20 protein-coding genes and 2 tRNA genes are annotated in these 23,666 nt (G+C 62.5%); 20 read left to right on the forward strand and 2 right to left on the reverse strand.

Annotated elements, in window-relative coordinates:
• The first annotated feature begins 293 nt into the window (after positions 1–293).
• From dnaN to GJB56_RS22455, 15 genes are all read left to right on the forward strand, one after another.
• Positions 294–1,478, forward strand: coding sequence for a DNA polymerase III subunit beta (gene dnaN / locus GJB56_RS22385; protein WP_007729165.1), 1,185 nt, complete (start codon positions 294–296; stop codon positions 1,476–1,478).
• 44 nt (positions 1,479–1,522) lie between these two features.
• Entirely contained in the window at positions 1,523–2,431 is a 909-nt protein-coding gene (gene gnd / locus GJB56_RS22390) for a phosphogluconate dehydrogenase (NAD(+)-dependent, decarboxylating) (RefSeq protein WP_019746211.1), read from the forward strand.
• Positions 2,432–3,661, forward strand: coding sequence for a DNA replication/repair protein RecF (gene recF, locus GJB56_RS22395; protein ID WP_020905610.1), 1,230 nt, complete (start codon positions 2,432–2,434; stop codon positions 3,659–3,661).
• Positions 3,654–4,199, forward strand: a complete 546-nt coding sequence (locus GJB56_RS22400) for a DUF721 family protein (RefSeq protein ID WP_003942471.1) — start codon at positions 3,654–3,656, stop codon at positions 4,197–4,199. The genes recF and GJB56_RS22400 overlap by 8 nt, the downstream gene beginning before the upstream one ends.
• 124 nt (positions 4,200–4,323) lie before the next feature.
• Positions 4,324–5,235 carry a metal-dependent hydrolase gene (locus tag GJB56_RS22405; protein ID WP_007729174.1) on the forward strand — a complete coding sequence of 304 codons (912 nt, stop codon included), beginning with the start codon at positions 4,324–4,326 and terminating at the stop codon, positions 5,233–5,235.
• Positions 5,235–6,356, forward strand: coding sequence for a PDR/VanB family oxidoreductase (locus tag GJB56_RS22410; RefSeq protein WP_042950189.1), 1,122 nt, complete (start codon positions 5,235–5,237; stop codon positions 6,354–6,356). The genes GJB56_RS22405 and GJB56_RS22410 overlap by 1 nt, the downstream gene beginning before the upstream one ends.
• Positions 6,357–6,384: 28 nt before the next feature.
• Positions 6,385–7,308, forward strand: a complete 924-nt coding sequence (locus tag GJB56_RS22415) for an alpha/beta fold hydrolase (RefSeq protein WP_003942581.1) — start codon at positions 6,385–6,387, stop codon at positions 7,306–7,308.
• Between the two features lie 197 nt (positions 7,309–7,505).
• Entirely contained in the window at positions 7,506–9,542 is a 2,037-nt protein-coding gene (gene gyrB, locus GJB56_RS22420; RefSeq protein ID WP_003942515.1) for a DNA topoisomerase (ATP-hydrolyzing) subunit B, read from the forward strand.
• Positions 9,543–9,628: 86 nt separating this feature from the next.
• Positions 9,629–12,160 (forward strand): DNA gyrase subunit A, encoded by a 2,532-nt coding sequence (gyrA, locus tag GJB56_RS22425; RefSeq protein WP_019746215.1) that lies wholly within the window; start codon positions 9,629–9,631, stop codon positions 12,158–12,160.
• Positions 12,160–13,566, forward strand: coding sequence for a DUF3566 domain-containing protein (locus GJB56_RS22430; protein ID WP_113683380.1), 1,407 nt, complete (start codon positions 12,160–12,162; stop codon positions 13,564–13,566). The genes gyrA and GJB56_RS22430 overlap by 1 nt, the downstream gene beginning before the upstream one ends.
• 75 nt (positions 13,567–13,641) lie before the next feature.
• Positions 13,642–13,715 (forward strand) — tRNA-Ile (locus tag GJB56_RS22435).
• Positions 13,716–13,891: 176 nt separating this feature from the next.
• Positions 13,892–13,964, forward strand: a tRNA-Ala gene (locus GJB56_RS22440).
• 261 nt (positions 13,965–14,225) lie between these two features.
• On the forward strand, positions 14,226–15,335 hold the full coding sequence (locus tag GJB56_RS22445; RefSeq protein ID WP_003942559.1) for a baeRF11 domain-containing protein: 1,110 nt from the start codon (positions 14,226–14,228) through the stop codon (positions 15,333–15,335).
• A 62-nt stretch (positions 15,336–15,397) separates the two neighbouring features.
• The gene (locus tag GJB56_RS22450) at positions 15,398–17,062 is read left to right on the forward strand and encodes an alpha/beta hydrolase (RefSeq protein ID WP_019746219.1); all 1,665 of its coding nucleotides are present in this window, start codon (positions 15,398–15,400) and stop codon (positions 17,060–17,062) included.
• A 127-nt stretch (positions 17,063–17,189) separates the two neighbouring features.
• A complete protein-coding gene (locus GJB56_RS22455; protein ID WP_029256819.1) occupies positions 17,190–18,467 on the forward strand; it encodes a lipase family protein in 1,278 nt (425 codons plus the stop codon).
• Between the two features lie 57 nt (positions 18,468–18,524).
• On the opposite strand, the gene GJB56_RS22460 is transcribed toward GJB56_RS22455, so the two are convergent.
• Complete coding sequence (locus tag GJB56_RS22460; RefSeq protein ID WP_230091047.1) at positions 18,525–18,977, reverse strand: hypothetical protein; 453 nt, start codon at positions 18,975–18,977, stop codon at positions 18,525–18,527.
• Positions 18,978–19,043: 66 nt separating this feature from the next.
• Between GJB56_RS22460 and GJB56_RS22465 the strand changes: the two genes are divergently transcribed.
• The 5 genes from GJB56_RS22465 to GJB56_RS22485 all read left to right on the forward strand — a co-directional run bounded on the left by GJB56_RS22465 (position 19,044) and on the right by GJB56_RS22485 (position 23,103).
• Positions 19,044–19,685, forward strand: coding sequence for a TetR/AcrR family transcriptional regulator (locus tag GJB56_RS22465; RefSeq protein WP_020967984.1), 642 nt, complete (start codon positions 19,044–19,046; stop codon positions 19,683–19,685).
• Between the two features lie 200 nt (positions 19,686–19,885).
• Positions 19,886–20,719 carry an ABC transporter substrate-binding protein gene (locus GJB56_RS22470; RefSeq protein WP_157770410.1) on the forward strand — a complete coding sequence of 278 codons (834 nt, stop codon included), beginning with the start codon at positions 19,886–19,888 and terminating at the stop codon, positions 20,717–20,719.
• Positions 20,720–20,761: 42 nt separating this feature from the next.
• A complete protein-coding gene (locus tag GJB56_RS22475; RefSeq protein WP_113683382.1) occupies positions 20,762–21,544 on the forward strand; it encodes a siderophore-interacting protein in 783 nt (260 codons plus the stop codon).
• Positions 21,545–21,613: 69 nt separating this feature from the next.
• Positions 21,614–22,141 (forward strand): peptidylprolyl isomerase, encoded by a 528-nt coding sequence (locus GJB56_RS22480; RefSeq protein WP_007729190.1) that lies wholly within the window; start codon positions 21,614–21,616, stop codon positions 22,139–22,141.
• Positions 22,142–22,158: 17 nt separating this feature from the next.
• Entirely contained in the window at positions 22,159–23,103 is a 945-nt protein-coding gene (locus tag GJB56_RS22485) for a rhomboid family intramembrane serine protease (RefSeq protein ID WP_113683383.1), read from the forward strand.
• Between the two features lie 31 nt (positions 23,104–23,134).
• Here GJB56_RS22485 and GJB56_RS22490 read toward each other — a convergent pair whose 3' ends face one another.
• Entirely contained in the window at positions 23,135–23,662 is a 528-nt protein-coding gene (locus GJB56_RS22490; RefSeq protein ID WP_021332617.1) for a lipoprotein LpqH, read from the reverse strand.
• Between the last annotated feature and the right edge of the window lie 4 nt (positions 23,663–23,666).

The raw sequence follows: 23,666 nt of genomic DNA on the forward strand, positions 1-23,666 counted from the left end.
GAGAAGTGCACAGGCCCTCGAGGGGACCTACCAGCGTCGACAACCGTTGCTCCACAGATTGCACAGGACTTATTACTACTACTGAGAATTTCCTAGGAAAAGCTCTTTGAAAATAGTTCTGGGGACAACTCCTGTTGAGAACCTCGCCTCCGGCTGCGCTCGTCCCGGCTTCGGCTTTCCACTTGCGCCCTCGAGGGCATACGGTGGGCATCGCTTGGTCTGTGTCAGACTTCAAGTGAGCTGATGCAGATCCGCAGCAGACGAACATGCCTACCGAGAGGAATAACCCGGCGATGGAGCTTGGAAGCCTGAAGTTTCGCGTTTCCCGGGAAGAGTTCGCTGATTCAGTAGCGTGGGTTGCTCGTAGCCTGCCCTCGAGGCCGCCTGTGCCGGTTCTCGGCGGAGTTCTTCTCGACGCAACCGAAGCCGGCCTCACCGTTTCCGGGTTCGACTACGAGGTATCTGCGCAGGTCCGCGTCTCGGCAGATGTCACGACTGCAGGTCAGGCACTCGTCTCCGGACGCCTGCTTGCCGATATCACCAAGTCGCTTCCCAACAAGCCGGTCGATGTGACCCTCGAGGGCACTCGCGTGCTCATCTCCTGCGGAAGCGCCAAGTTCTCCCTGCCCACGATGCCGGTCGAGGACTACCCCCAGCTTCCGACGCTTCCGCAGCAGTCCGGGTCCATTCCCGTCGACCTGTTCTCCGAAGCCATCAGCCAGGTAGCCGTAGCAGCCGGCAAGGACGACACCCTTCCGATGCTCACAGGTATCCGTGTCGAGATCGAACAGAATTCGATCGTCCTCGCCGCTACCGACCGCTTCCGTCTCGCCGTTCGTGAACTCGAGTGGACTCCGGCAAACCCTGACGTCCAGGCTGCTGTTCTCATCCCTGCCAAGACTCTGTCCGAGTCCGCGAAAACGCTTGCCGGCAATGCAAATTCGCCGGTCGAGTTGGCTCTCGGTTCCGGTACGACCATCGGAAACGACGGACTCCTCGGCATCGTCAACGACGGACGCCGCACCACGACGCGCCTCCTCGACGCCGAGTTCCCGAAGTTCCGTCAGTTGCTGCCTGCTCAGCACACCGCGATGGCAACGGTCGAGGTCACGCCTCTCATCGAGGCCATCAAGCGTGTAGCACTCGTCGCCGAGCGTGGCGCACAGGTTCGCATGCAGTTCTCCGCTGACGGCCTGCTCCTCTCTGCGGGTGGCGACGACGCCGGCCGCGCAGAAGAGACACTCAACGCGTCGTTCCAGGGCGAAGCACTCACCATTGCGTTCAACCCCGGTTACCTGATCGACGGGTTGAACTCGCTTCACAGCGAAAACGTTCTGTTCGGCTTCACCACTCCCAGCCGTCCGGCTGTTCTTCGCCCCGCGGCCGAGGAAGAGCCCACGGCAGACGAGTCCGGTAACTTCGCTGCGCCCTCGAGCGAGTACACGTACCTGCTGATGCCGGTTCGCCTCCCGGGCTGAGTGGTACCCCGCACTTCAGTTCGCGCCTGACCAGGGAGAACAGTATGAAGATCGGACTCGTAGGTCTCGGCAAGATGGGTTTCAACATGCGTGAGCGCTTACGCGCGCATGGCCTCGAGGTGATCGGATACGACCCTCGACCGGAAGTCACCGATGTCGGGTCACTTGCCGAACTCGCTGCTTCCCTCGAGGGACCTCGAGTCGTCTGGGTCATGGTTCCGGCCGGTGAAATCACCCAGAGCACCATTGCCGAACTGGCTGATGCCCTCGAGGGCGGCGATCTGGTCATCGACGGTGGGAACTCGCGCTACACCGACGACGCTGTCCATGCCGAGCTTCTGGGCGCCCGTGGGATCGGTTTCCTCGACTGCGGTGTCTCCGGTGGTATCTGGGGCCGTGAGAACGGCTACGGCCTGATGGTGGGCGGATCCGAGCCCGACGTGGCGAAGGCAATGCCGATCTTCGACGCCCTTCGCCCCGACGGCGACGCTGCAGACGGTTTTGTCCACGCCGGTCCCGTCGGTGCTGGTCATTACGCGAAGATGGTGCACAACGGCATCGAATACGGCCTGATGCAGGCGTATGCCGAGGGGTACGAGCTCCTCGAGGCGGAAAGCCTGATCGCGGACGTACCGGGCGTGCTCCGAGCTTGGTCGAAGGGAACCGTCGTACGTTCGTGGTTGCTCGATCTGCTTGTCGACGCCCTCGAGGAGGATCCGGAGCTTGCGCAGATCACGGGCTATACCGAGGATTCCGGTGAGGGCCGCTGGACGGTAGAGGAAGCCATCAAGCACGCTGTCCCCGCTCCCGTCATCTCCGCTGCTCTGTTCGCGAGATTTGCTTCACGACAGGATGATTCACCGGCCATGAAGGCGGTGTCGGCCTTGCGTAATCAGTTCGGTGGTCACGCGGTCAAGAGCGCTTCGCCCAAGAATTCGGCTTCTGGAAGCTAAGTGTTCGTTCGTAGATTTTCGCTGCGGGATTTCCGATCCTGGGATTCGCTGACGCTGGACCTCACGCCGGGAACAACTGTCTTCCTCGGTTCGAACGGGCACGGTAAAACCAACGTCCTCGAGTCACTGGGGTATCTGTCCACGCTGTCGTCTCATCGAGTGTCCACGGATGCACCGATGATCCGCAGCGGTTCCGCCAGTGCTTTTGCCGGTGCAACCGTGGTCAACAACGGGCGCGAACTGACCATCGACGTCGAACTGATCGAGGGAAAGTCCAACCGCGCCAGGATAAATCAGTCGCCGACACGTCGTCCGCGTGAAGTGTTGGGGATTCTTCAGTCGGTGATGTTCGCGCCGGAAGATCTGTCGTTGGTTCGCGGTGATCCTGGTGATCGTCGGCGCTATCTCGACGAGTTGTTGACGTCCCGGATACCCCGAATGGCTGCTGTCCGTGCGGATTACGACAAAGTGCTGCGTCAGCGCTCAGCCCTACTCAAAACTGCGGGTGCGGCTTTGCGTCGCGGTTCTCGTGGTGGCGAGTCCGACAACGTCCTCTCAACCCTCGAGGTGTGGGACGGGCATCTGGCCGCTCACGGCGCACAATTGTTGGCCGGGCGCCTCGAGTTGGTCCATGATCTGGCGCCCCACCTGGCGGAGTCGTATCGTTCCATCGCACCCGAGTCCCGGCCGGCGTCGATTCGATACAAGAGCAGCCTGGGTTCGTCGTTGGATCCCGAATTCACTGATCCTGCAAGGATTTCCGGCATCGACGACGTTGCATACCTCGAGGAGAGATTCCATCTCGAGTTGGCACAGATGAGGTCGAAGGAAATCGATCGCGGAGTGTGTCTGGTCGGTCCGCATCGGGACGACCTGGAGCTGGTTCTCGGCGACAGTCCGGCGAAAGGCTTTGCCAGTCATGGTGAATCGTGGTCGTTCGCGCTTTCGCTGAGACTGGCAGGTTTTGCCCTGTTGCGCGCGGACGGCAGCGACCCGGTCCTGATGCTCGACGACGTATTCGCGGAATTGGACCGTCGTCGGCGTCGTGCGCTCGCCACCGTTGCGGCTACCGCAGAACAGGTGCTGATCACGGCCGCCGTTCCCGAGGACGTACCGGACGAACTCGAGGCGGCCAAGTTCGGCGTCGAAGCCTCCGATACCGGGGACGGTCGGATATCCCGGATAGTGCCCGTAGGCTCGACGGATCAGGAGGTCGAGTTCGATGACTGAAGACAGCAGCGCGGCCCCGGAGCCCGAGCTCAAGGGGATCGATCTGGCGCGCCGTGCCCTCGAGGAGGCACGCGCGACAGCCAAAGCCAACGGCAAGGCCGTCGGGCAGGGGCGCTCGTCGCCCAAATACGGAAGTGGCCGCCCGCGTCGACGCAGCGGTTGGTCCGGCCCCGGCCCGGATGCGCGGGACCCTCAGCCGTTCGGTGCTCTCACCAGCGCTATCTCCAAGTCGCGTGGATGGTCCCCCAAGGTGTCCGAGGGCACGGTCCTCGGTCGATGGCCGCAGGTCGTCGGAGAAGACATCTCCGCGCACGCCGAGCCGATCTCTCTGAAAGAAGGTGTTCTCAGCATCTCCGCCGAGTCGACGGCTTGGGCTACCCAGTTGCGCATGATGCAGTCCCAGATTCTGGCCAAGATCGCTGCTGCCGTCGGTGACGGCGTCGTGAAGACACTGCGCATCACCGGTCCGAGTGCGCCTAGCTGGCGCAAGGGTGAAAGGCATGTGAAAGGCCGCGGACCTCGCGATACGTACGGCTGAGGAAAACTCAACCAGGACCTGGTTCTACCTATTACTTCGTGTTACAGTTAAAACTCGCTAGTGAGTGAACTGTGTCAGAAGGCTGTCGTTCCCTACCGATCGGCAGGCATGAAGGAGTAGCTAGATGTCGCAGAAGATATCGACACCCGCTTCGTCGTTCGCCGAGCCGGATCACATCCTGTTGCAGGCTCGCAATGTCGAGTTCGACTGGTCCGATCTGCCCATGCACTGGATTCCGGGCGATCCGTTCAGCACACACGTTCTCAACGTGCTTCACCTCCTCCTCCCAGCCGGTGAGGAGTGGTTTGTCGAGACCTTCAAGGAAGCTCTTCCTCTGATCGAGGACGAGAAACTCCGTGAAGACGTCGTCGGATTCATCGGCCAAGAGGCGATGCACTCCAACGCGCACTCGGGTGTCCTCGTCCATCTGAAGGAAAACGGCCTGGATCCGACGCCGTACACCCAGCAGATGGAGTGGGCATTCTCGAAACTGCTCGGCCCGCGCCCGATGACGGGACTGCGCGCCGAGAATCACCTGGTGGAGCGCTTGGCGATCATCGCGGCCATCGAACACATCACTGCTTTCCTCGGCGACTGGGTGCTCAACGCCAAGGGGCTCGACAAAGCCGGCATGCACCCGACCATGCTTGATCTTCTTCGCTGGCACGGCGCCGAAGAAGTCGAACACCGCGCCGTCGCGTACGACGTGATGCGCTACTTCGACAAGCGTGAGACCCGCCGGATCCGTACCCAGATCCTCGTCACGCCCGCAATCGTGTGGCTGTGGATTCGTGGAACCCGGTTCTTGATGCGCAACGATCCCGAGCTTGCCGCTCAGGCTCCCAGCCGTCGACGACCCCACCTGTCCGATTTCATCGCGGCCGGAAAGCGTGGCACAGTTCCCACGTCGTTCGAGCTGGTCAAGCGGATGTCGACGTACTTCAGCAAGTCCTATCACCCCAGTAACGAGGGCTCGACCGCCCAGGCGGTGCAGTACCTGGCGTCGTCACCCGCAGCTCAGGCGGCTGCACGGTGATTTCACTCTCGAGGGTCAAGGACGTCATCTCCGGGCACGACGGGTTGCCGCGTTTTCCGGCGCCACCCGATTTGTCCGGAAAGAACCGTCCCGACCGTGCCATGCGCATCACGGAGTTATTGGCGGACAAGTACCTTCGGGTGTTGACGGCCTACGACTACAACCCCGAGATCGCTGGCCACAACCCCGACACGGCCATGAACATGGTGGTCAGTACGCGTGAGGTGGTGGCGACCGACGAGAACGTCGTTCGCCTGCGCTTCGAATCCGCCGACGGTTCACCGATTCCGCCGTGGCATCCGGGTTCGCACCTGGACTTCCATCTACCTTCGGGTCTGCGGCGTCAGTATTCGCTATGCGGCGACCCTGCCGATCGCACGGGATACAGCGTCGCGGTTCGTCGGATCCCCGACGGCGGTGGCGGTTCCATCGAGATGCACGCTCTCAAGCCGGGTGAGCACGTCACGGTACGCGGCCCTCGCAACGGATTTCCCTTTGTGGGTGAAGGCAGTGCGCTGTTTGTTGCCGGCGGTATCGGTATCACGCCGATCATCGCAATGGTCCGTGCGGCAAGAGAATTGGGAATGGACTGGTACTTCGTGTACTCGGGCCGCTCTCGTGAATCCATGCCGTTCCTCGACGAGATCGCGAGCTGGGAACCCGAGCGTGTCTTCGTGCGCCCGGACGACGAGTTCGGATTGCCCACCACCGCAGACCTTCTCGGACGAGCGCCGGTCGGCGGCGCCGTGTACTGCTGCGGCCCGACGCCGATGCTCGACGCCGTCCGCCGCGGATTCCGCGATACACCCTCCACTGCTTTGCATTTCGAGCGGTTCGGGGCTCCGCCGGTGATCGACGGCAAGGAATTCGAAGTGCAGCTGGTCAATTCGGGTCAGGTGCTCACCGTGCCCGCCGACGAGTCCGCGCTCGACGTCATCAAGAAGACATTGCCCGGTGTCGGGTACTCGTGTCAGCAGGGTTTCTGCGGAACCTGTCGTGTGAAGGTACTCGCGGGCAAGCCCGATCACCGCGAAAGGCGTCTGACCGACACCGAACAGGAAACGGAGATGCTCATCTGCGTATCCCGTTCCGACGGTGGACGTCTCGTTCTCGATCTCTAGATATTTCCCGACTCCGAAGGGTTCGACAATGTCGAAGCACTCTCCTGTCCATGCCGTGACCGCGCGTCGCGTGACCAACGGTTCCGTCAGCCTGGCAGTGTTCGAGCAGGGCAAGGCAGACGGCGAGACCATCGTCCTGGTGCATGGTTGGCCCGACACCCATGAATTGTGGAACCGCATCGTGCCTTTGCTGGCAGACGACTTCCGCGTCGTCAGCTACGACAGCCGCGGGGCCGGTGAGAGCACGATCCCCTCGAGGGTGCAGGACTACCAACTGAGCGCACTGGCCGGCGATCTTTTTGCCGTCATCGACGCGGTCAGCCCGGGCAAGCCGGTGCACGTCCTGGCACATGACTGGGGATCCGTGGAAACGTGGGAAGCGGTCTGCGAGCCGGGTGCCGAAGAGAAGATCGCGTCGTTCTCGTCCATCTCGGGCCCCAATCTCGATCATCTCGGCAAGTGGATCCGGGCGAGCGTGTCCAAGCGTCGTTTCCTCGGCCCAGCGGCGCAGGGAATTGCGTCGGCCTACACCGTTCTGTTCCAGATTCCCGGGCTGTGCACCCTCCCGTTGCGTCTGTGGTTCTCCAAGCACTGGCCGGCATTTCTGGGCTTCTTCGACGGTCTGGACCCCCGTGTGGTCAACACCGCGCCCACCATCGCCGACGACATGGTGAACGGACTCAAGCTTTATCGCGCGAACATCCGGCCGTCTCTCGGCAAGCCGCGGGATCGGTACACGGACGTGCCTGTTCAGCTCATTCTGAACAAGTACGACAAAGCCGTTCGCCCGGTGGGATACGAAGACACCGAAAAATGGGTCTCCGACCTGCAGCGACGTGAAATTGCCGCGGGACACTGGTCGCCGTTTTCACATCCGGGCGAGGTTGCCGAACATGCGCGGGCATTTATCGCGAGCCTGAGAGAGCGTCGCTCGGAGAAGCAAAGTTCCTAGCGTTTCACCTTCAGGGGATCGTAAAAATTCGTCTGCGGCGCAGCCAGGGGTGTCATTGGCCGCTTCTAGTCGGTGCTTACCAGTAAGATGGTCAACGGTAACTAGCGGCAACATTCTCGAACCCGCTCCGACGACACCCGCAAGGGCTTGCTGACGGCTGCGCTCGAGTATTGACGGAGAAGGAGAGCTACCCACCCGTGGCTGCCCAGAAGTCAGATACAAGCACTTCCAGCAAGGACTACAACGCGTCGTCCATCACCGTCCTCGAAGGACTCGAGGCGGTACGTAAGCGTCCAGGCATGTACATCGGTTCCACCGGTGAACGCGGCCTGCACCACCTCATTTGGGAGGTCGTCGACAACTCGGTCGACGAGGCGATGGCCGGACACGCCACCAAGGTCGAGGTCACCCTCCTCGAAGACGGCGGAATCCGCGTCATCGACGACGGCCGTGGCATCCCGGTCGGCATGCACGCCTCCGGAGTACCCACCGTCGAGGTCGTGCTGACCCAGCTGCACGCCGGCGGCAAGTTCGACTCCGACTCCTACGCCGTCTCCGGTGGTCTGCACGGCGTCGGTATCTCGGTGGTCAACGCGCTCTCCACCCGGCTCGACGTCGACATCAAGGTCGACGGCTACCGGTGGCAGCAGACGTACACCGATTCCAAGCCGGGGGAGCTCGTACAGGGCGACCCGACGAAGGAGACCGGCACCACCGTCAGTTTCTGGGCTGATCCCGAGATCTTCGAGACCACCCGCTACAACTTCGAGACCGTTGCGCGTCGTCTGCAGGAAATGGCCTTCCTCAACAAGGGCCTGACCATCACGCTGACCGACGAGCGCGCCGAGGTCATCGACGACGAAGCTGCCGAGGTGGCCGAGGCTCCCAAGTCTGCTGCCGAAGAAGCCGAAGAAGCTGCTCAGGCAGCGCCGCGTAAGTCCAAGACCCGTATCTACCACTACCCCGGTGGACTCGAGGACTACGTCCGGCACATCAACAAGAGCAAGACCCCGATCCACAACTCGGTCGTGGGATTCACCGCCAAGGGCACCGGCCACGAGCTCGAGGTCGCAATGCAGTGGAACTCCGGCTACTCGGAGTCCGTGCACACCTTCGCCAACACGATCAACACCCACGAGGGTGGTACCCACGAAGAGGGCTTCCGCGCCGCACTGACCGCAACGGTCAACAAGTACGCGCTCGAAAAGAAGCTGCTCAAGGACAAGGATCCCAAGCTCACCGGTGACGACATCCGTGAAGGACTCGCGGCCATCATCTCGGTGAAGGTCGGTGAACCCCAGTTCGAGGGTCAGACCAAGACCAAGCTCGGCAACACCGAGGTCAAGTCCTTCGTACAGAAGGCGTGCAACGAGCACCTCGCGCACTGGTTCGAGGCGAACCCCGCCGACGCGAAAACCATTGTGAACAAGGCTGTTTCGTCGGCGCAGGCCCGCGTCGCCGCGCGTAAGGCGCGTGAGCTGGTCCGTCGTAAGAGTGCGACCGACCTCGGTGGCCTGCCAGGCAAGCTCGCCGATTGCCGCTCCAACGATCCGGAGAAGTCCGAGATCTACATCGTGGAGGGCGACTCCGCAGGCGGCTCGGCCAAGTCCGGCCGAGACTCGATGTACCAGGCGATCCTCCCGCTTCGCGGAAAGATCATCAACGTCGAGAAGGCGCGAATCGATCGCGTCCTCAAGAACACCGAAGTCCAGTCGATCATCACCGCGTTCGGCACGGGCATCCACGACGAGTTCGACATCGCCAAGCTGCGCTATCACAAGATCGTGCTCATGGCCGACGCCGACGTCGACGGTCAGCACATCGCAACGCTGCTGCTCACGCTGCTGTTCCGCTTCATGCGGCCGCTCGTCGAGCACGGCAAGGTCTACCTCGCGCAGCCGCCGCTGTACAAGCTCAAGTGGCAGAAGGGTGCGCAACCGGAATTCGCGTACTCCGACCGCGAGCGCGACGCGATGGTCAAGGCAGGCCTCGAGTCCGGCAAGAAGATCAACAAGGACGACGGCATCCAGCGCTACAAAGGCCTCGGCGAGATGAACGCCAAGGAGCTGTGGGAAACCACGATGGACCCGACGGTGCGCGTTCTGCGTCTCGTCACGCTCGACGATGCGGCTGCTGCCGACGAGCTGTTCAGCGTGCTGATGGGCGAAGACGTCGAAGCACGACGCAGCTTCATCACCCGCAATGCCCGGGACGTTCGTTTCCTCGACGTGTAGGCCTGCGGCCCTGTGAGCGGTTTCGGAGTCCCCGGACTCCTTTTCCGCGCACAGGGGCTTGCCCCCTCTTTTAAGAAAGTGAGCTCATGACCGACACCACGTTGCCACCGGACGGTCCGCAACACGACCGGATCGAACCGGTCGACATCCAGCAGGAAATGCAGAACAGCTACATCGACTACGCCATGAGCGTCATCGTCGGTCGCGCTCTGCCGGATGTCCGCGACGGACTCAAGCCGGTGCACCGCCGCGTGCTCTACGCGATGTACGACAACGGATATCGCCCAGACCGCGGATACGTGAAGTCTGCCCGACCGGTCGCCGAGACCATGGGTAACTACCACCCCCACGGCGACTCCTCGATCTACGACACGTTGGTCCGTATGGCCCAGCCGTGGTCACTGCGTTACCCGCTCGTCGACGGTCAGGGAAACTTCGGATCCCGCGGCAACGACGGCGCAGCCGCCATGCGTTACACCGAGTGCAGGCTCACGCCGCTCGCGATGGAAATGCTGCGCGAAATCGACCACGAGACAGTCGATTTCACCCCGAACTACGACGGCAAGACGCAGGAACCGACGGTTCTGCCCAGCCGTATCCCGAACCTTCTGATCAACGGTTCCAACGGCATCGCCGTCGGTATGGCCACCAACATTCCGCCGCACAACCTGCGTGAAGTTGCCGAGGCCATCTACTGGGCGCTCGAGAACTTCGAGGCGGACGAGGAAGCCACCCTCGCGGCCGTCATGGAGCGCATCAAGGGACCCGACTTCCCGACGCACGGGCTCATCGTCGGTGGACAGGGCATCCAGGATGCCTACACCACCGGTCGTGGCTCCGTTCGTATGCGCGGCGTCGTCGAGATCGAAGAAGATGCCAAGGGCCGCACCACGATCGTCATCACCGAGCTGCCCTACCAGGTCAACCCGGACAACCTGATCACCTCCATCGCGGAGCAGGTTCGTGACGCGAAGATCGGTGGCATCTCCGACATCCACGACGAGTCCTCGGACCGCGTCGGCATGCGCATCGTCGTCACCGTCAAGCGTGACGCCGTTGCCAAGGTCGTGCTGAACAACCTTTACAAGCACACCCAGCTGCAGACCAGCTTCGGCTGCAACATGCTCTCCATCGTCGACGGAGTGCCGCGCACGCTGCGCCTCGACCAGATGATCCGTCTGTACACGACGCATCAGCTCGAGGTCATCGTTCGTCGTACCAGGTACCTGCTTCGCAAGGCACAGGAGCGCGCCCACATCCTGCGCGGTCTGGTCAAGGCGCTCGACGCTCTGGACGAGGTCATCGCCTTGATCCGTGCGTCGCAGACCGTCGACATCGCTCGCGCCGGATTGATGGAACTCCTCGACGTCGACGAGATCCAGGCCGACGCCATCCTCGGCATGCAGCTGCGTCGTCTGGCCGCCCTCGAGCGTCAGAAGATCGTCGACGAGTTGGCCGAGATCGAACTCGAAATCGCGGACCTCGAAGACATTCTGGCTCGCCCGGAGCGTCAGCGCGCGATCGTTCGTGACGAGCTCAAGGAAATCGTCGACAAGTACGGCGACGACCGTCGTACCCGCATCATCGCCGCCGACGGAGACGTCAACGACGAGGATCTGATCGCCCGCGAAGACGTCGTCGTCACGATCACCGAGACCGGTTACGCCAAGCGCACCAAGACTGATCTCTACCGATCGCAGAAGCGCGGCGGCAAGGGTGTTCAGGGTGCCGGCCTCAAGCAGGACGACATCGTCTCGCACTTCTTCGTCACCTCGACGCACGACTGGCTGCTGTTCTTCACCACGAAGGGCCGCGTCTACCGCGCGAAGGCTTACGAGCTGCCCGAGGCGAGCCGTACCGCTCGCGGTCAGCACGTTGCCAACCTCCTGGCCTTCCAGCCGGACGAGCGCATCCAGTCCGTCATCCAGATCAAGACGTACGAAGACGCGCCTTACCTGGTGCTCGCCACTCGCAACGGTCTGGTCAAGAAGTCCAAGCTCACCGACTTCGACTCCAACCGCAGCGGTGGCATCGTCGCCATCAACCTGCGCGGTGAAGACGAACTGGTCGGCGCTGTTCTCTGCTCCGCCGACGACGACCTGCTCCTGGTCTCGGCACAGGGCCAGTCGATCCGCTTCTCGGCCACCGACGAGGCACTGCGTCCGATGGGCCGCGCCACTTCCGGTGTCCAGGGCATGCGTTTCAACGGTGACGACGAGCTGCTCTCGCTCAACGTCGTTCGTGAAGGAACGTTCCTCCTGGTCGCCACCTCGGGCGGTTACTCCAAGCGAACCGGCATGGAGGATTACCCGGTGCAGGGTCGCGGCGGCAAGGGCGTGCTCACGATTCAGTACGACAAGAAACGTGGCACTCTGGTCGGTGCGCTCATCGTCGACGACGACGACGAGCTGTACGCGATCACCTCGGGCGGCGGCGTCATCAGGACGGCTGCCAAGCAGGTTCGTAAGGCGGGACGCCAGACCAAGGGCGTGCGTCTGATGAACCTCGGCGAAGGCGACACATTGCTCGCGATTGCGCGCAACGCCGACGAGCCCGAAGAGCTCGCTGCAGAGACCACCGACAACGCAGACAATGCCGATGGAGCTAAGGAGTCCTAGTGAGCACTCCCAACCAGCCGGGCAGTGACCAGAAGAGTGAAAGCACTTCAGGTTCGACGCCACCGAAGCCGGAGCAGGCAACTGCTCCGGCGGGGCCGCAGACCTCGAAACCTGCAGCTCCAGCGGACGGCGGACCCAAAGCTTCCGAGGCAGCTCCGGCGCCTAAGGCACCGGAGCCGCCTCGCGGCCCGTCGGATTCGGCCCAGAAACCGGCGGCTGCGGCTCCCGACGCCGCGGGTGCGGCCAAGGGCCAGGCTCCTTCCGTTCCTTCTGTGGCTCCGGTTGCGCCGGTAACTCCGGCGAAGGGTGATGGTCAGGCTCCGCCGCAACCGGTCGCCAATCAGGCTCGTGGCAGCCAGGCACCGCCGTGGCAACGGGGACCCCAGCCGTCAGGCCAGCCTCAGGGGCAGCCATCTCAGGCGCCGAAGGCTCCTGCTCAGAATCCGGGGTCCAAGGCCCCGGCGTCGAAGGCTCAGCCACCGCAGAATCAGGCTCCGCAAAGTCAGCCGCAGACCAACATCACGCGCCCGGCCGGCGCTGGTGCTCCTGCAGGTCGACAGGCAGCTCCTGCTGGGGGTAAGCCGCCTGCGGGTCCGCAGCGTCCTGCTGCGGCAGGCCCGGCGCAGGGTGGTCCGGCACAGGGTGGTCCGGCCAAAACCCCCGCACAGGGTGGTGCGCCGAAGGGACAGCCGCAGGCGGGTCGCCCTGCTGCCGGTGCACAGACAGGTCGTCCTGCCGGCAACCCGTCGGCGCGTCCTGTCGTGACAGGAACGGCAGCTGCCGCAGCTACTGGTGGCGTCGCCGGCGCAGCGGCAGCCAAGGCTGTTGCACCCTCGGGCGCAAATCCCAAGGCTGCAAATGCCACGGCCGCCAATCCCACCGTCGCTAATCCGAAAGCAAAAGCCGCCGCGATCGACGGGCCGACTCGGCACATCGATCGCAAGGATCTGCCGAAGGACATGCCTGACCTCTCCGAGGCCAAGCATCCGTTGCCTGCTGCGGTGAAGGGTGAGAAAACTCACGCCGTATCGGCTTCGGTCGTGGACGGTGCGCCACTGCGCGCAACGGTCCAGATCCGTCGTATCGACCCGTGGTCCACGCTCAAGATCACGTCCGTGATCTCCGTGTCGCTGTTCTTCGTGTGGATGGTGGCCGTCGGACTGCTCTACGTCGTTCTCGACGGCATGGGCGTCTGGGATCGCCTGAACAACGCGTTCACCGACATCGTTGCCGACGGCGGCTCCGACGGTCTGGTGACGGCCGGCCAGGTGTTCGGCTACGCCGCGCTGATCGGTATCGCGAACATGGTGCTTTTCACGGCACTCGTCACGATCGGATCGTTCATCTACAACCTCTGCAGCGACCTGGTTGGTGGCGTCGAGGTAACTCTCGCCGACCGCGACTGACCTGCGAAAACATTGCTCCGCCGGGCCCGTTTTGGTGTCAGCGGCCCGGTGGGGTAATCTTTGGAATCGGTTCAGGGGCCTATAGCTCAGGTGGTTAGAGCGCTTTACTGATAATGAAGAGGTCGGAGGTTCAAGTCCTCCTAGGCCCACTCCCATGTGCCGAAGAAGGGTTGCTGGAATGAAGGTTTTCCTGCTTGTCGGGGCCGGAATTCTGGTAGCTCTCGGGGTCACCAAGCTGATCAAAAGTCAGCGCGGAGACAAGGTTTGGCACGATTTGGAAACAGGATAGAACCTAGGTACTCTGACTCCGGTCAGAAAACCGAACGGGGCCTTAGCTCAGTTGGTAGAGCGCTGCCTTTGCAAGGCAGATGTCAGGAGTTCGAATCTCCTAGGCTCCACAGTAAGAAAACACCCTCCCGGGATCCGGGAGGGTGTTTTTGTATGCCGATGTCCGACCAGTCGGTGCCCGACTCGTGGCCCTCCCCTTTGAGCGAACGGCACTTTCGGCGCACTGAAGGCGATGAACATGCCGTTCGCTCGGAGTGGGGTGGCCAGAACAGCGCCCACTATGGACCGTTCGTCCCGAATTCTCCGGAAAGTCTAGTGGTCATAACCAGCCGGGCGTAGCGTGAGGAGAACCCAATTTCAGGAGGTTCGTAGTGCTTCACAACGACATTCCCAGCCACGGTGAAATTGCCGCACTCGCGGAGGTGGAAGGGCCCACCTGCATCACCATCGTGACTCCGACTGAAGATGCGCCGCAGGATCATGACAAAGCGCGCATCGCCTTCAAGGACCAGGTCCGCTCGGCACTCGCATCGGTGGAGGATCCGGCCGAGCGCAAGCTGTTCGAGGCCGAATACGCAGAGCTCGACGACGACGACGATTTCTGGCGCTTCCAGTCGCGCTCATTGGTCACGTACGCGACGCCGGAGCGTCTGGTGACCTTCCGCCTGCCCAACCGTCTGCAGGCGCTCGAAACGGTCAGCGATCGGTTTCATCTCAAGCCACTGCTCCGTTCGGTGACCTTCCCCCAGACGGCGTTCGTTCTCGCTCTCGCCGAAGGTTCGGTGCGATTGATCGAGATCGCCGCCGATCAACCGGCCGACGAGGTTCGTGTTCAGGGAATGCCGAAGAACGCTGCCGATCACGCGGGTAAGTCCTCGATCAACAGCCGAACTGAAGCCGGTCGGCTCTCGGGTTCGGACAGCCGAAAGCTGCGCGTCAATCAGTACGCCCGCGCAGTCGATCACGAGGTCCGTGGTGTCCTCGCCGGCCGTGACGTCCCCTTGATCCTGGCCGCTGCGGAACCCATCGCGTCGGTGTATCGCTCCGTGAATTCGTACCGCCACCTGGTCGACAAAACCGTCGAGGGAAACCCGGAAGCCTTGTCGACGCAGGAAGTGGCGGACGGTTCGCGTCCGGCGCTCGACGATTTCCACGCCGAGCAGTTGGCGGCGGTGCGGGACACCTTCAATGTGCGCACGGAACAAGGTCGCACTCAAACCGACGTCGCCGACGTGGCAACGGCCGCGACGTACGGACAGGTCGACACCGTTTTCATCGACATCGATTCCGTTGTACCCGGAAGTCTCGATCCCCAGACGGGCGCTCTCACGACCGGTGAGTCGACCAACGGAAGTACATACGGGGTCGTCGACGAGATCGCTCGTCGTGCGCTCCTGACGGGTGCTCGGGTCCTCGCTGTTCGCGCCGAGGACATTCCGGGCGGCGGCGCAGTTGCCGCGATTTTGCGCTTCGCCCCGTAAACAGACTGGACGCGTGTGCGCTTCGTGACCTGATTCGGGCACGGGGCGCATACGATTCCGGCATGAAACGTGTGTGGGAACGGCTGCGCCTCTACTGCAAGACGCTGCACCCGGTCGGGCTTGCCTTTGCTCTGGTCTTCTTCACCTGGTCGATGAGTCCGTCCCTGTTGCCGCGCGCGTGGTACTTGCAGGGCGTTGCGACGGGCATCTCGCTCGCGATGGGATACGGCGTCGGCGTGACGGTTGCCTGGATGATCCGCAAGTGCGGCGTCGAACCGCAGTGGTCGGATCGCACCAAGAAGATCGGCTGGCGAATCCTGTTGGTCGCGGCCGTCATTCTGGTTCCGACGTTCTTGGTCCTCGGTTCGTGGTGGCAGCAGATCGTGCGTGACCTTGTCGAAGCTCCTCGCACCAATCAGGCGAATTACCTTCTGGTGCTGCTGATTTCGCTCGGAATCTGGTTCATCCTGCTCGAGGCAGGCCGTGGTCTTCGTTTCACTACCAACAAGCTCACCGCCGTCGCACTTCGGTTCGTTCCCCTCGAAGCGGCGAAGGTCGGCAGCTTGATCGTCATCTTCGCCCTCGGCATCTTCATCGTGAACGGTGCGCTGTACAACGGGTTGATTGCCTTCGCGAACTGGAGTTTCTCCGGTGCGGATCACGAAACACCGGACGGCATCGAACAACCCTTGATCGCTGAGCGCAGTGGTTCACCGATGTCCGCCGAAGCCTGGGATTCGCTCGGCCAGGAGGGGCGCACCTTCATGGGCAGCGGTCCCACCGCGGCCGAGATCACCGCATTGACCGGACGTGAAGCGAAGCAACCGATCCGGGTGTACGCCGGACGCGAATCCTCGGACTCGATCAACGGTGTCGCACAGCGGGTCGTCGACGAGTTGGAGCGCACCGGCGGATTCGACCGCGGAACCCTCGCGGTTGTCACGACCACCGGCCGCGGTTGGGTGAACGAGGACGTCGCGTCGGCGTTCGAGTACGTCGAGGGCGGGGACACGGCGATCGCGTCGATGCAGTACTCGTTCCTTCCGAGTCCGTTGGCCTTCATCGCCGACCGTGAGACGCCGATGATTGCCGGTCGCGCACTGTTCAACGCGGTGTACGCCAAGTGGATCGACCTGCCCGTGGAGACGCGACCCGAACTGGTTGTCTTCGGTGAGAGCCTCGGCTCCTACGGTGGCCAGGCCGCATTTGCCGGCGCTCAGGACATGATGACGCGCGTCGACGGCGCACTGTGGGTCGGAACGCCCAACTTCACTGCTCAGTGGCAGGAAATCACGGACAGCCGCGACTCGGGCTCACCGGAGATCCTGCCGGTGATCGACGGTGGCCAGGCAATTCGGTTTGCCGGCGATCCGGAAGATCTGGAGCTGAAGTCCGACTGGGACGACGATCGCATCGTGTACTGGCAGCACGCCAGCGACCCGATCACATGGTGGTCCTTCGACCTGCTGCTCAACAAGCCGGATTGGCTCAAGGAACCGCTGGGTCGCGACGTGGATCCGGGAATGACGTGGGTACCTCTCGTGACCTTCTGGCAGGTAACCCTCGACATGGTCTTCTCGGCTGACGTCCCGTCCGGGCACGGTCACAATTACGGCGAGGATGCAGCGGACATGTGGGCCAAGATCCTGCACCCCGAGGCGTGGACCTCGGCTGATACCGACAAGCTTCGTTCGCTGCTGACCTCCAATCTGGAGCCCACGAAGTAGTCGTAAACGGTTGTAAGTCAGCCTGTTAAGGCGAAAACCTCACGAAAAAGTGTTACGTGAGGTATGTGTTACTCTGCGTTCGCTGTGTGCCAAGCCACAGCGCAGGCGAGCGTGGGGAGATCGAAACGTGAAGAGCAGAGCATGGTGGGCGGCCGGGGTTTCCGTCGCGGCACTGGTCATGGGTGCTGTGACGGCCCCTGCCGCAATGGCGGACCCGGCGGATTTCTACACGCCGCCGTCGGAGCTTCCGGCAGGTGCCAACGGAGATCTCATCAAGAGTGAGCCGTCACCACTGCTGCTGAGCGTGCCCGGATCGAACGGTGCGTGGCCGGCAACCGCCACCAAGATCATGTACCGAAGCGAGGACGCCAAGGGTGCTCCCGTTGCCGTGACGGGGACCTACCTCGAACCGTCGAACCCGTGGACCGGGCAGGGGGCGCGTCCACTGGTTGCCGCAGCGGTAGGAACGCATGGGCAGGGCGATCAATGCGCTCCGTCCAAACTGTTCAACACCGGTATCGAGTACCAGTTCCCGACGGACGTCATGGTCGGCTACGAGTCCATCTGGGTGAACACGTTGCTGCTCAACGGCATCGCCGTCGTAGTCACCGATTACGAAGGCCTCGGAACTCCTGGCGACCACACCTACGTCAACCGTGAAGCCGAAGCGCACGCGGTTCTGGACTCGGTGCGTGCCGCTCAGCAGCTCCCGAACACGGGCATTCCCGCCGACGGCCCCGTCGGACTGTGGGGTTACTCGCAAGGTGGTGGAGCTGCCGCTGCCGCAACGGAATTGAAGCCGTCGTATGCTCCCGAGCTTGATCTCAAGGGCACGTACGCAGGTGCACCGCCCGCCGATCTGGCGGCGACGCTGCAGCAGGTCGACGGCACGTTCCTCACCGGAGTGATCGGCTACGCGCTCAACGGGATCCTTGCGCAGTACCCCGAGGTTCAGCCGCTGCTCGACGCCGAGATCAACGATCGCGGCCGACAGATGTTGGCCGCCACCAAGAACCAGTGCGTCGCCGAAAGTGGATTGCAGTTCGGCTTCCAGCAGTCGTCGAGCTTCACCAATTCCGGTGAATCACTCTCCGCAGTTCTGGCGCGTCTACCCATGGCGCAGGCGATCCTCGACGAGCAGAAGATCGGCAAGCTGACGCCGGAGTCGCCCGTGCTCATTCAGCATGGCCGCTCCGATGACATCGTTCCGTTCGGTCAGGGACAGCAACTGGCGCGAGACTGGTGCGGCAAGGGCGCGGCGGTGCAGTTCTCCGTCAACGAACTGCCCCCGATCATTCCGGGCATGGCAATCAATCATGCAACGCCGTACCTGGTGGGTACACCCGAATCCGTCGGGTACATGATCGATCGCTTCAACAACGTCCCGGCACCGTCCAACTGCTGAACGTGAACATCGAAAAGCCCCGGAACACAATCTGTTCCGGGGCTTTTCGTGTGTCGACTAAGCGGTCTTCTCGGCCGAGTTCTCTTCGAGCCGAGGGGGTGCGGAAGCGACCGGCGGATGCTCGCGTCGGCGGCTCTTGAAGAACACCGCGCCACCGATCACCGCAACACCGGCGATGACGAACACGGCGACGCGCTTGCGGCCGCGAGGCTTCTCGGTGCGTTCCGCGGACTTCGTGGGGATAGCCTTTGCGCGCTCGACGCCCTTCTTGGCGAGGACCTTGCCCTGACGACCCAGGAACAACCCGACCTGCCCGGCGCCGCGAGCGACCGATGTGGCGACCACCGCGGCGATACGGCGAGCGTTGTCGGCTGCCTCGGACTCCTTGATACGAGCCGCTGTCTCTTCGAGGTAGGCGGCAGTCTCGTCGAAGGTGTCCTCGACGCGGGCGCGCGCTTGATCGAAGGTGTCGGGCAACTGCGTGCTGAGGGACTCGGTCACTCGTGTCATGACTTCACTTTGCCACAAGGGCTGTACCGGGGTAGGTCGGTCGCAGATCGGACTTACGATGGATGAATGTCGACCTCCCCTGCACGGTCCCGTCGAAGCCCAGGCCGACCTGCGATTACGTCGACAGAGGAGATTCTCGATGCAGCGGAACGGGTGGGTTTGGACCGCCTGACGCGGGCGGAGGTCGCACAGGTCCTGGGCGTTTCCGCTGCGACGATTCGCCATCACGTCGACTCGACCGATCGTCTCTACTCGTTGGCGTGTGCGAGAGCTTTCGGACGTCTGCAATTGGATTCGGATTCGAAGTCCTGGCAGGACTACCTTCGGACGCTAGGTCAGCGGTTCGCTGAACTCGTGACTGCCACGCCTGGGCTCGAGGACTACGTGCTTCGAGGGCCTTACGAAGAGGGCACTCTGGCGCAGTTCGAGCGAATCATGAATGAGGTACTTCTACGGAAGCCTGAATTTGACCGTGCAACAGCACATTTGCTCGGCTCTCGGACACTGATCATGTCGGCGGCACTGCATACACCGGCGCGCAATCGTTACCCGGATTCGCAGTATCCGAAGCCTGAGACTCTCTCGGCTGTTGTTTCCTGGACGCTCGACGCCTTCCTTGTCGGTGCCGAAAAGATGATCGATTCCGGCCTCGTTCCTACGGTCGTTCCAACTCCTGACGCTTCCTGGACTCACATTTCGGATCACTGATGCCCTTCCGGGATAGGAAGGTAAGGCAACCCACATTAATTATTGCTACTGTGGCAATTATGAATAGACACAGGTGGAGGCCAAGATTCCTCGGCGCGGCCGGGGCCGCGTTAGTGTTCGCGCTCGCTGGATGTTCGTCACCGAACACGAACCCGGACGCTGACGGAAGTCCCGCAGCGAGCGGAAGCTATCCGGTGACCGTGAGCACGGAATCCGGAGACGTGATCATCGAGTCGGCACCTGAACGGATCGTGACCTTGGGGAACCCGGCGTTCGAGAACGTCGTGGCGCTGGGATCGCACCCCGTGGCCGCGAGCGTGACCAACATCGACAAGCTTCCCTATCTGGCGGACTACGTGGGAAACGAAGCGCTCGACGAGTCCTTGGCTGACATCTATGCAGGGCAAGTGAATTTCGAGCGGATGCTTGCGGTCGAACCGGATCTCATCATCGCGCCTGCCTGGCCGGTTTTCACCGAGCCCGCCACGTTGGAGCGGCTCCGAACGATCGCTCCCACTTTGATATTCGACATGCAGGACGCAGACAACGATTGGAGAGTCGGCGTTCAGCAGGTCGCGGATGCGTTGGGCAAATCCGAGCAGGGTGGCGAGTTGATCACCTCGGCAGTCGACGAATTTACGGGTGTGGCTGAGTCGAACCCAGGACTTGCGAAGCGGCCGTACTCATTCGGGCTCTACTACAAGGAGCAGATTTCGTTGGGATCGGGCGGAAACATACTGCGCCTCTTCGGAATGAAGCCGGCGGAGGACCAAGCCGCGGTGGAATCGACGGGAACTCCGGTGACGTATTCGGGTGAGACCGCGGGTGACGTCGACGGTGAAGCGGTACTTCTGATGCCGTCACCACGGGATTCCATCGCGAACCTCGAACAATCGCCTTTCTGGGAGTCGAATCTGAAATCCCGCGTCGTATGGCTCAGTGATGCGCAGGGTGAGGCGATCAACAATGCGGGTGTACTTGGAAAGACGTGGCTGCCGGGAAACCTGGGTACCGCGTTGGGACAGTTGGGTTAGTCGAGCGTGGACAGGGCGAGAGAATCCCGGTTACCTGCGGGCATGGTCATGACCGTTGCCTCGATTGCCGAGGTTGAACAGCGAACGGACGACACCGTTCGAGTTGTGTTGCAGTCGAGCGAGTTCGGAAACCTGAGCGTTCGTGGGGCGGCGCCGGTGTTCAAGTTGTTCGTGCCTCGGGAGCCGGCGGACGAGATGATGCTCCCCACCTTGGGGTCGGACAAACTCGCGGTTCCCAGTTGGGAGGCCGACCCCCGGCGTCCGATCGGGCGTTCCTACACAGCAATCGATTTCAATCCTGGCGATCGTAGGATCACGTTCGATGTCATAGGTCTCGGGAAGCCGGATTGGTGGCTCAACCGGACGGGCGTAGGCAGTCGCGTTGGGGTGATCGGATTCAAACACGAACTCGTCCTTGTTCCGGGCGTCACTGACGTCGTTGCAGTCGGCGACAGATCTGCGCGCCCTGCTGTCGGATCCTTGACGAATCTCGCCGAACAAGTCCGAATACACAGTTTCACGGGTCCGTCAGGCGAGCACGGATTCCCTGATATCGAGTGGGTGGACATAGTCGATCGGACCAAGGCGCAGACAGAATCGACAATGTTGTGGATCGGCGGAGAGAAAAGCTGTGTCGCCCGCTTGCGCAACCAAGCGATCGAAAACGGCCTACCACCGTCCCGGATTGTCGCATTGCCGTACTGGTCGGCGGGGCGAACGCGCGACGAGTTCGATCATGCTCTGTACCGGCTGTACCAACGCGCAGCTGCGGACGGAATCGACATTTCCGATCCGGTCGTTGCCGCCGACATCGAACTGCAGTGACGCATGCCTCGTCGCACGGAATTGGCAGGCTCACATCCGCGAGAACGCCGGCAATGGCACGATGGTGGTGTGACTTCAACTCATCAGACCGCAACCGCAACGCTGCACACGAACCGCGGCGACATCAAGATCGCTCTGTTCGGCAACCATGCGCCGAAGACCGTCGAGAACTTCGTCGGCCTCGCCGACGGCTCGAAGGAGTACACCACCGCAAACGCCGCCGGCACCAAGACCGGCCCGTTCTACGACGGTGCCATCTTCCACCGCGTCATCGACGGCTTCATGATCCAGGGTGGCGACCCCACCGGAACCGGCACCGGCGGCCCGGGCTACAAGTTCGGTGACGAGTTCCACCCGGAACTGCAGTTCGACCGCTCCTACCTGCTGGCCATGGCCAACGCAGGCCCGGGAACCAACGGCTCGCAGTTCTTCATCACCACCGGCCCGACGCCGCACCTGAACCGTCGCCACACCATCTTCGGTGAGGTTCTCGACGACGATTCCAAGAAGGTTGTCGACGCTATCTCCTCCACCGCCGTCGATCGTGGCGATCGTCCGGTCGAGCCCGTCGTGATCAACAGCATCACCATCTCCTGAACAGGTAAAACAAGCAGATGACGAACCCCGGTTGGGGCGGCGGTGCGAGTGAGGGCATCCCGCCCCAACCGCGGTGCGTCCGCCATCCAGATCGACCTACCGCACTTTCCTGCAATCGTTGTGGACGTCCGGCGTGCCCGGACTGCCTCCGCGAGGCGGCGGTGGGATACCAATGTGTTGACTGTGTAGCTGCCGGCCAACGCGATGTCCGCCCCGTTCGGGGCGTCGCCGGAAACACCGTGAGCCCCGCCCGTGCGATCCCGATCGTGACGTACACCTTGATGGGGCTCAACGTCCTGGCGTTCCTCGCCACCTTCGCGCAGTCGCGAAGCATCATGAACAATCAGGTCGGCTCGTCGATCTTCGCGAACTGGGCACTCAATCCGGGTCTGGTCGCCAGCGGTGACTGGTTCCGGCTCATCGGCTCCGGGTTCTTGCACTTCGGCATCTTGCACCTCGTGGTCAACATGTACGCCCTCTACATCCTGGGGCGCGACACCGAAATCGTGATGGGCCGCTCCCGGTACATCGGCATCTACCTGGTTTCGCTCCTCGGCGGTTCCGCCTCGGTGATGGCGTTCCAGCCGGTGTTCTCCTCGCTCACGGCCCTGTCCTGGACCGCTGGAGCGTCGGGTGCAATCTTCGGCATCATGGGCGCACAGGCCGTCCTTCTACTGCGTTTGCGTCGAAGCCCGGTCCCGATCATCTCGGTGATCGCGATCAATGTGATCATCAGCATTTCGCTGCCCGGGATCTCGTTCTGGGGTCACGCGGGAGGTCTGGTGGCAGGTGCCGCAACGGCCGCTGCATTCCTGTACGCCCCACAGTGGTTGGGCGCCGGTGAGAACCGCGTGAAAGCAGTGCGGATCGGCTGGATCGCTTTTGGTGCCGTCACCGTGGTGACGTTGGGAGTCATCGTGCTCCGCGTCGTCCAACTGCGCGAACAGCTGGGAATCAGCTAGCAAGAATCCTAGGGCCCAGCCGTTCTATGGATCAGCCGCCGATGATGGACTCGCAGGCGAACGTGATCTCGAAGCTCGACGTCTCCATCGGGTTGCCCTTGTCCCGGGCGCCGATTCCCTCGCCCGTCACCACGAAGGTATTGCCGTCCTGCTTGGCACTGGCAGATCCGCCAGGCAGACCCGGCGCGAATCCGGCGGTGTACGGCAGACCGTTCGATCCACCCTCGCTTCCGGCGATTCCAGCAGTCTGAACCGTGCCGGATTCATCGATGATGGCTGAGACGGTCAACATGCCGTAGGTGGCATTTTCCGCGTCGAGCAGTGTCATAACTGTCGTGCCGCCGTCCTTTGCGCACTTCGTCTCGAATTTGGCGTCGAGCGTCTTCCCTCCGACGGTGGCCGAGGATGTAGCGGACGAGGCGCCGGCAGCGCTCTTGTCGGAGTCGGTCTTGTCGGAGTCGCTGCCGCAGGCGGAGGCGAATAGTGCGACCGCCGCGATGGTGGCAGCGACTGCGGTGGAGGACCGGCGGGTCATCGTGGTCCGAACCATCTTCGTCATGTTC

Source organism: Rhodococcus sp. AQ5-07 (genome assembly GCF_009707305.1).
GTDB lineage: Bacteria > Actinomycetota > Actinomycetes > Mycobacteriales > Mycobacteriaceae > Rhodococcus_F > Rhodococcus_F erythropolis.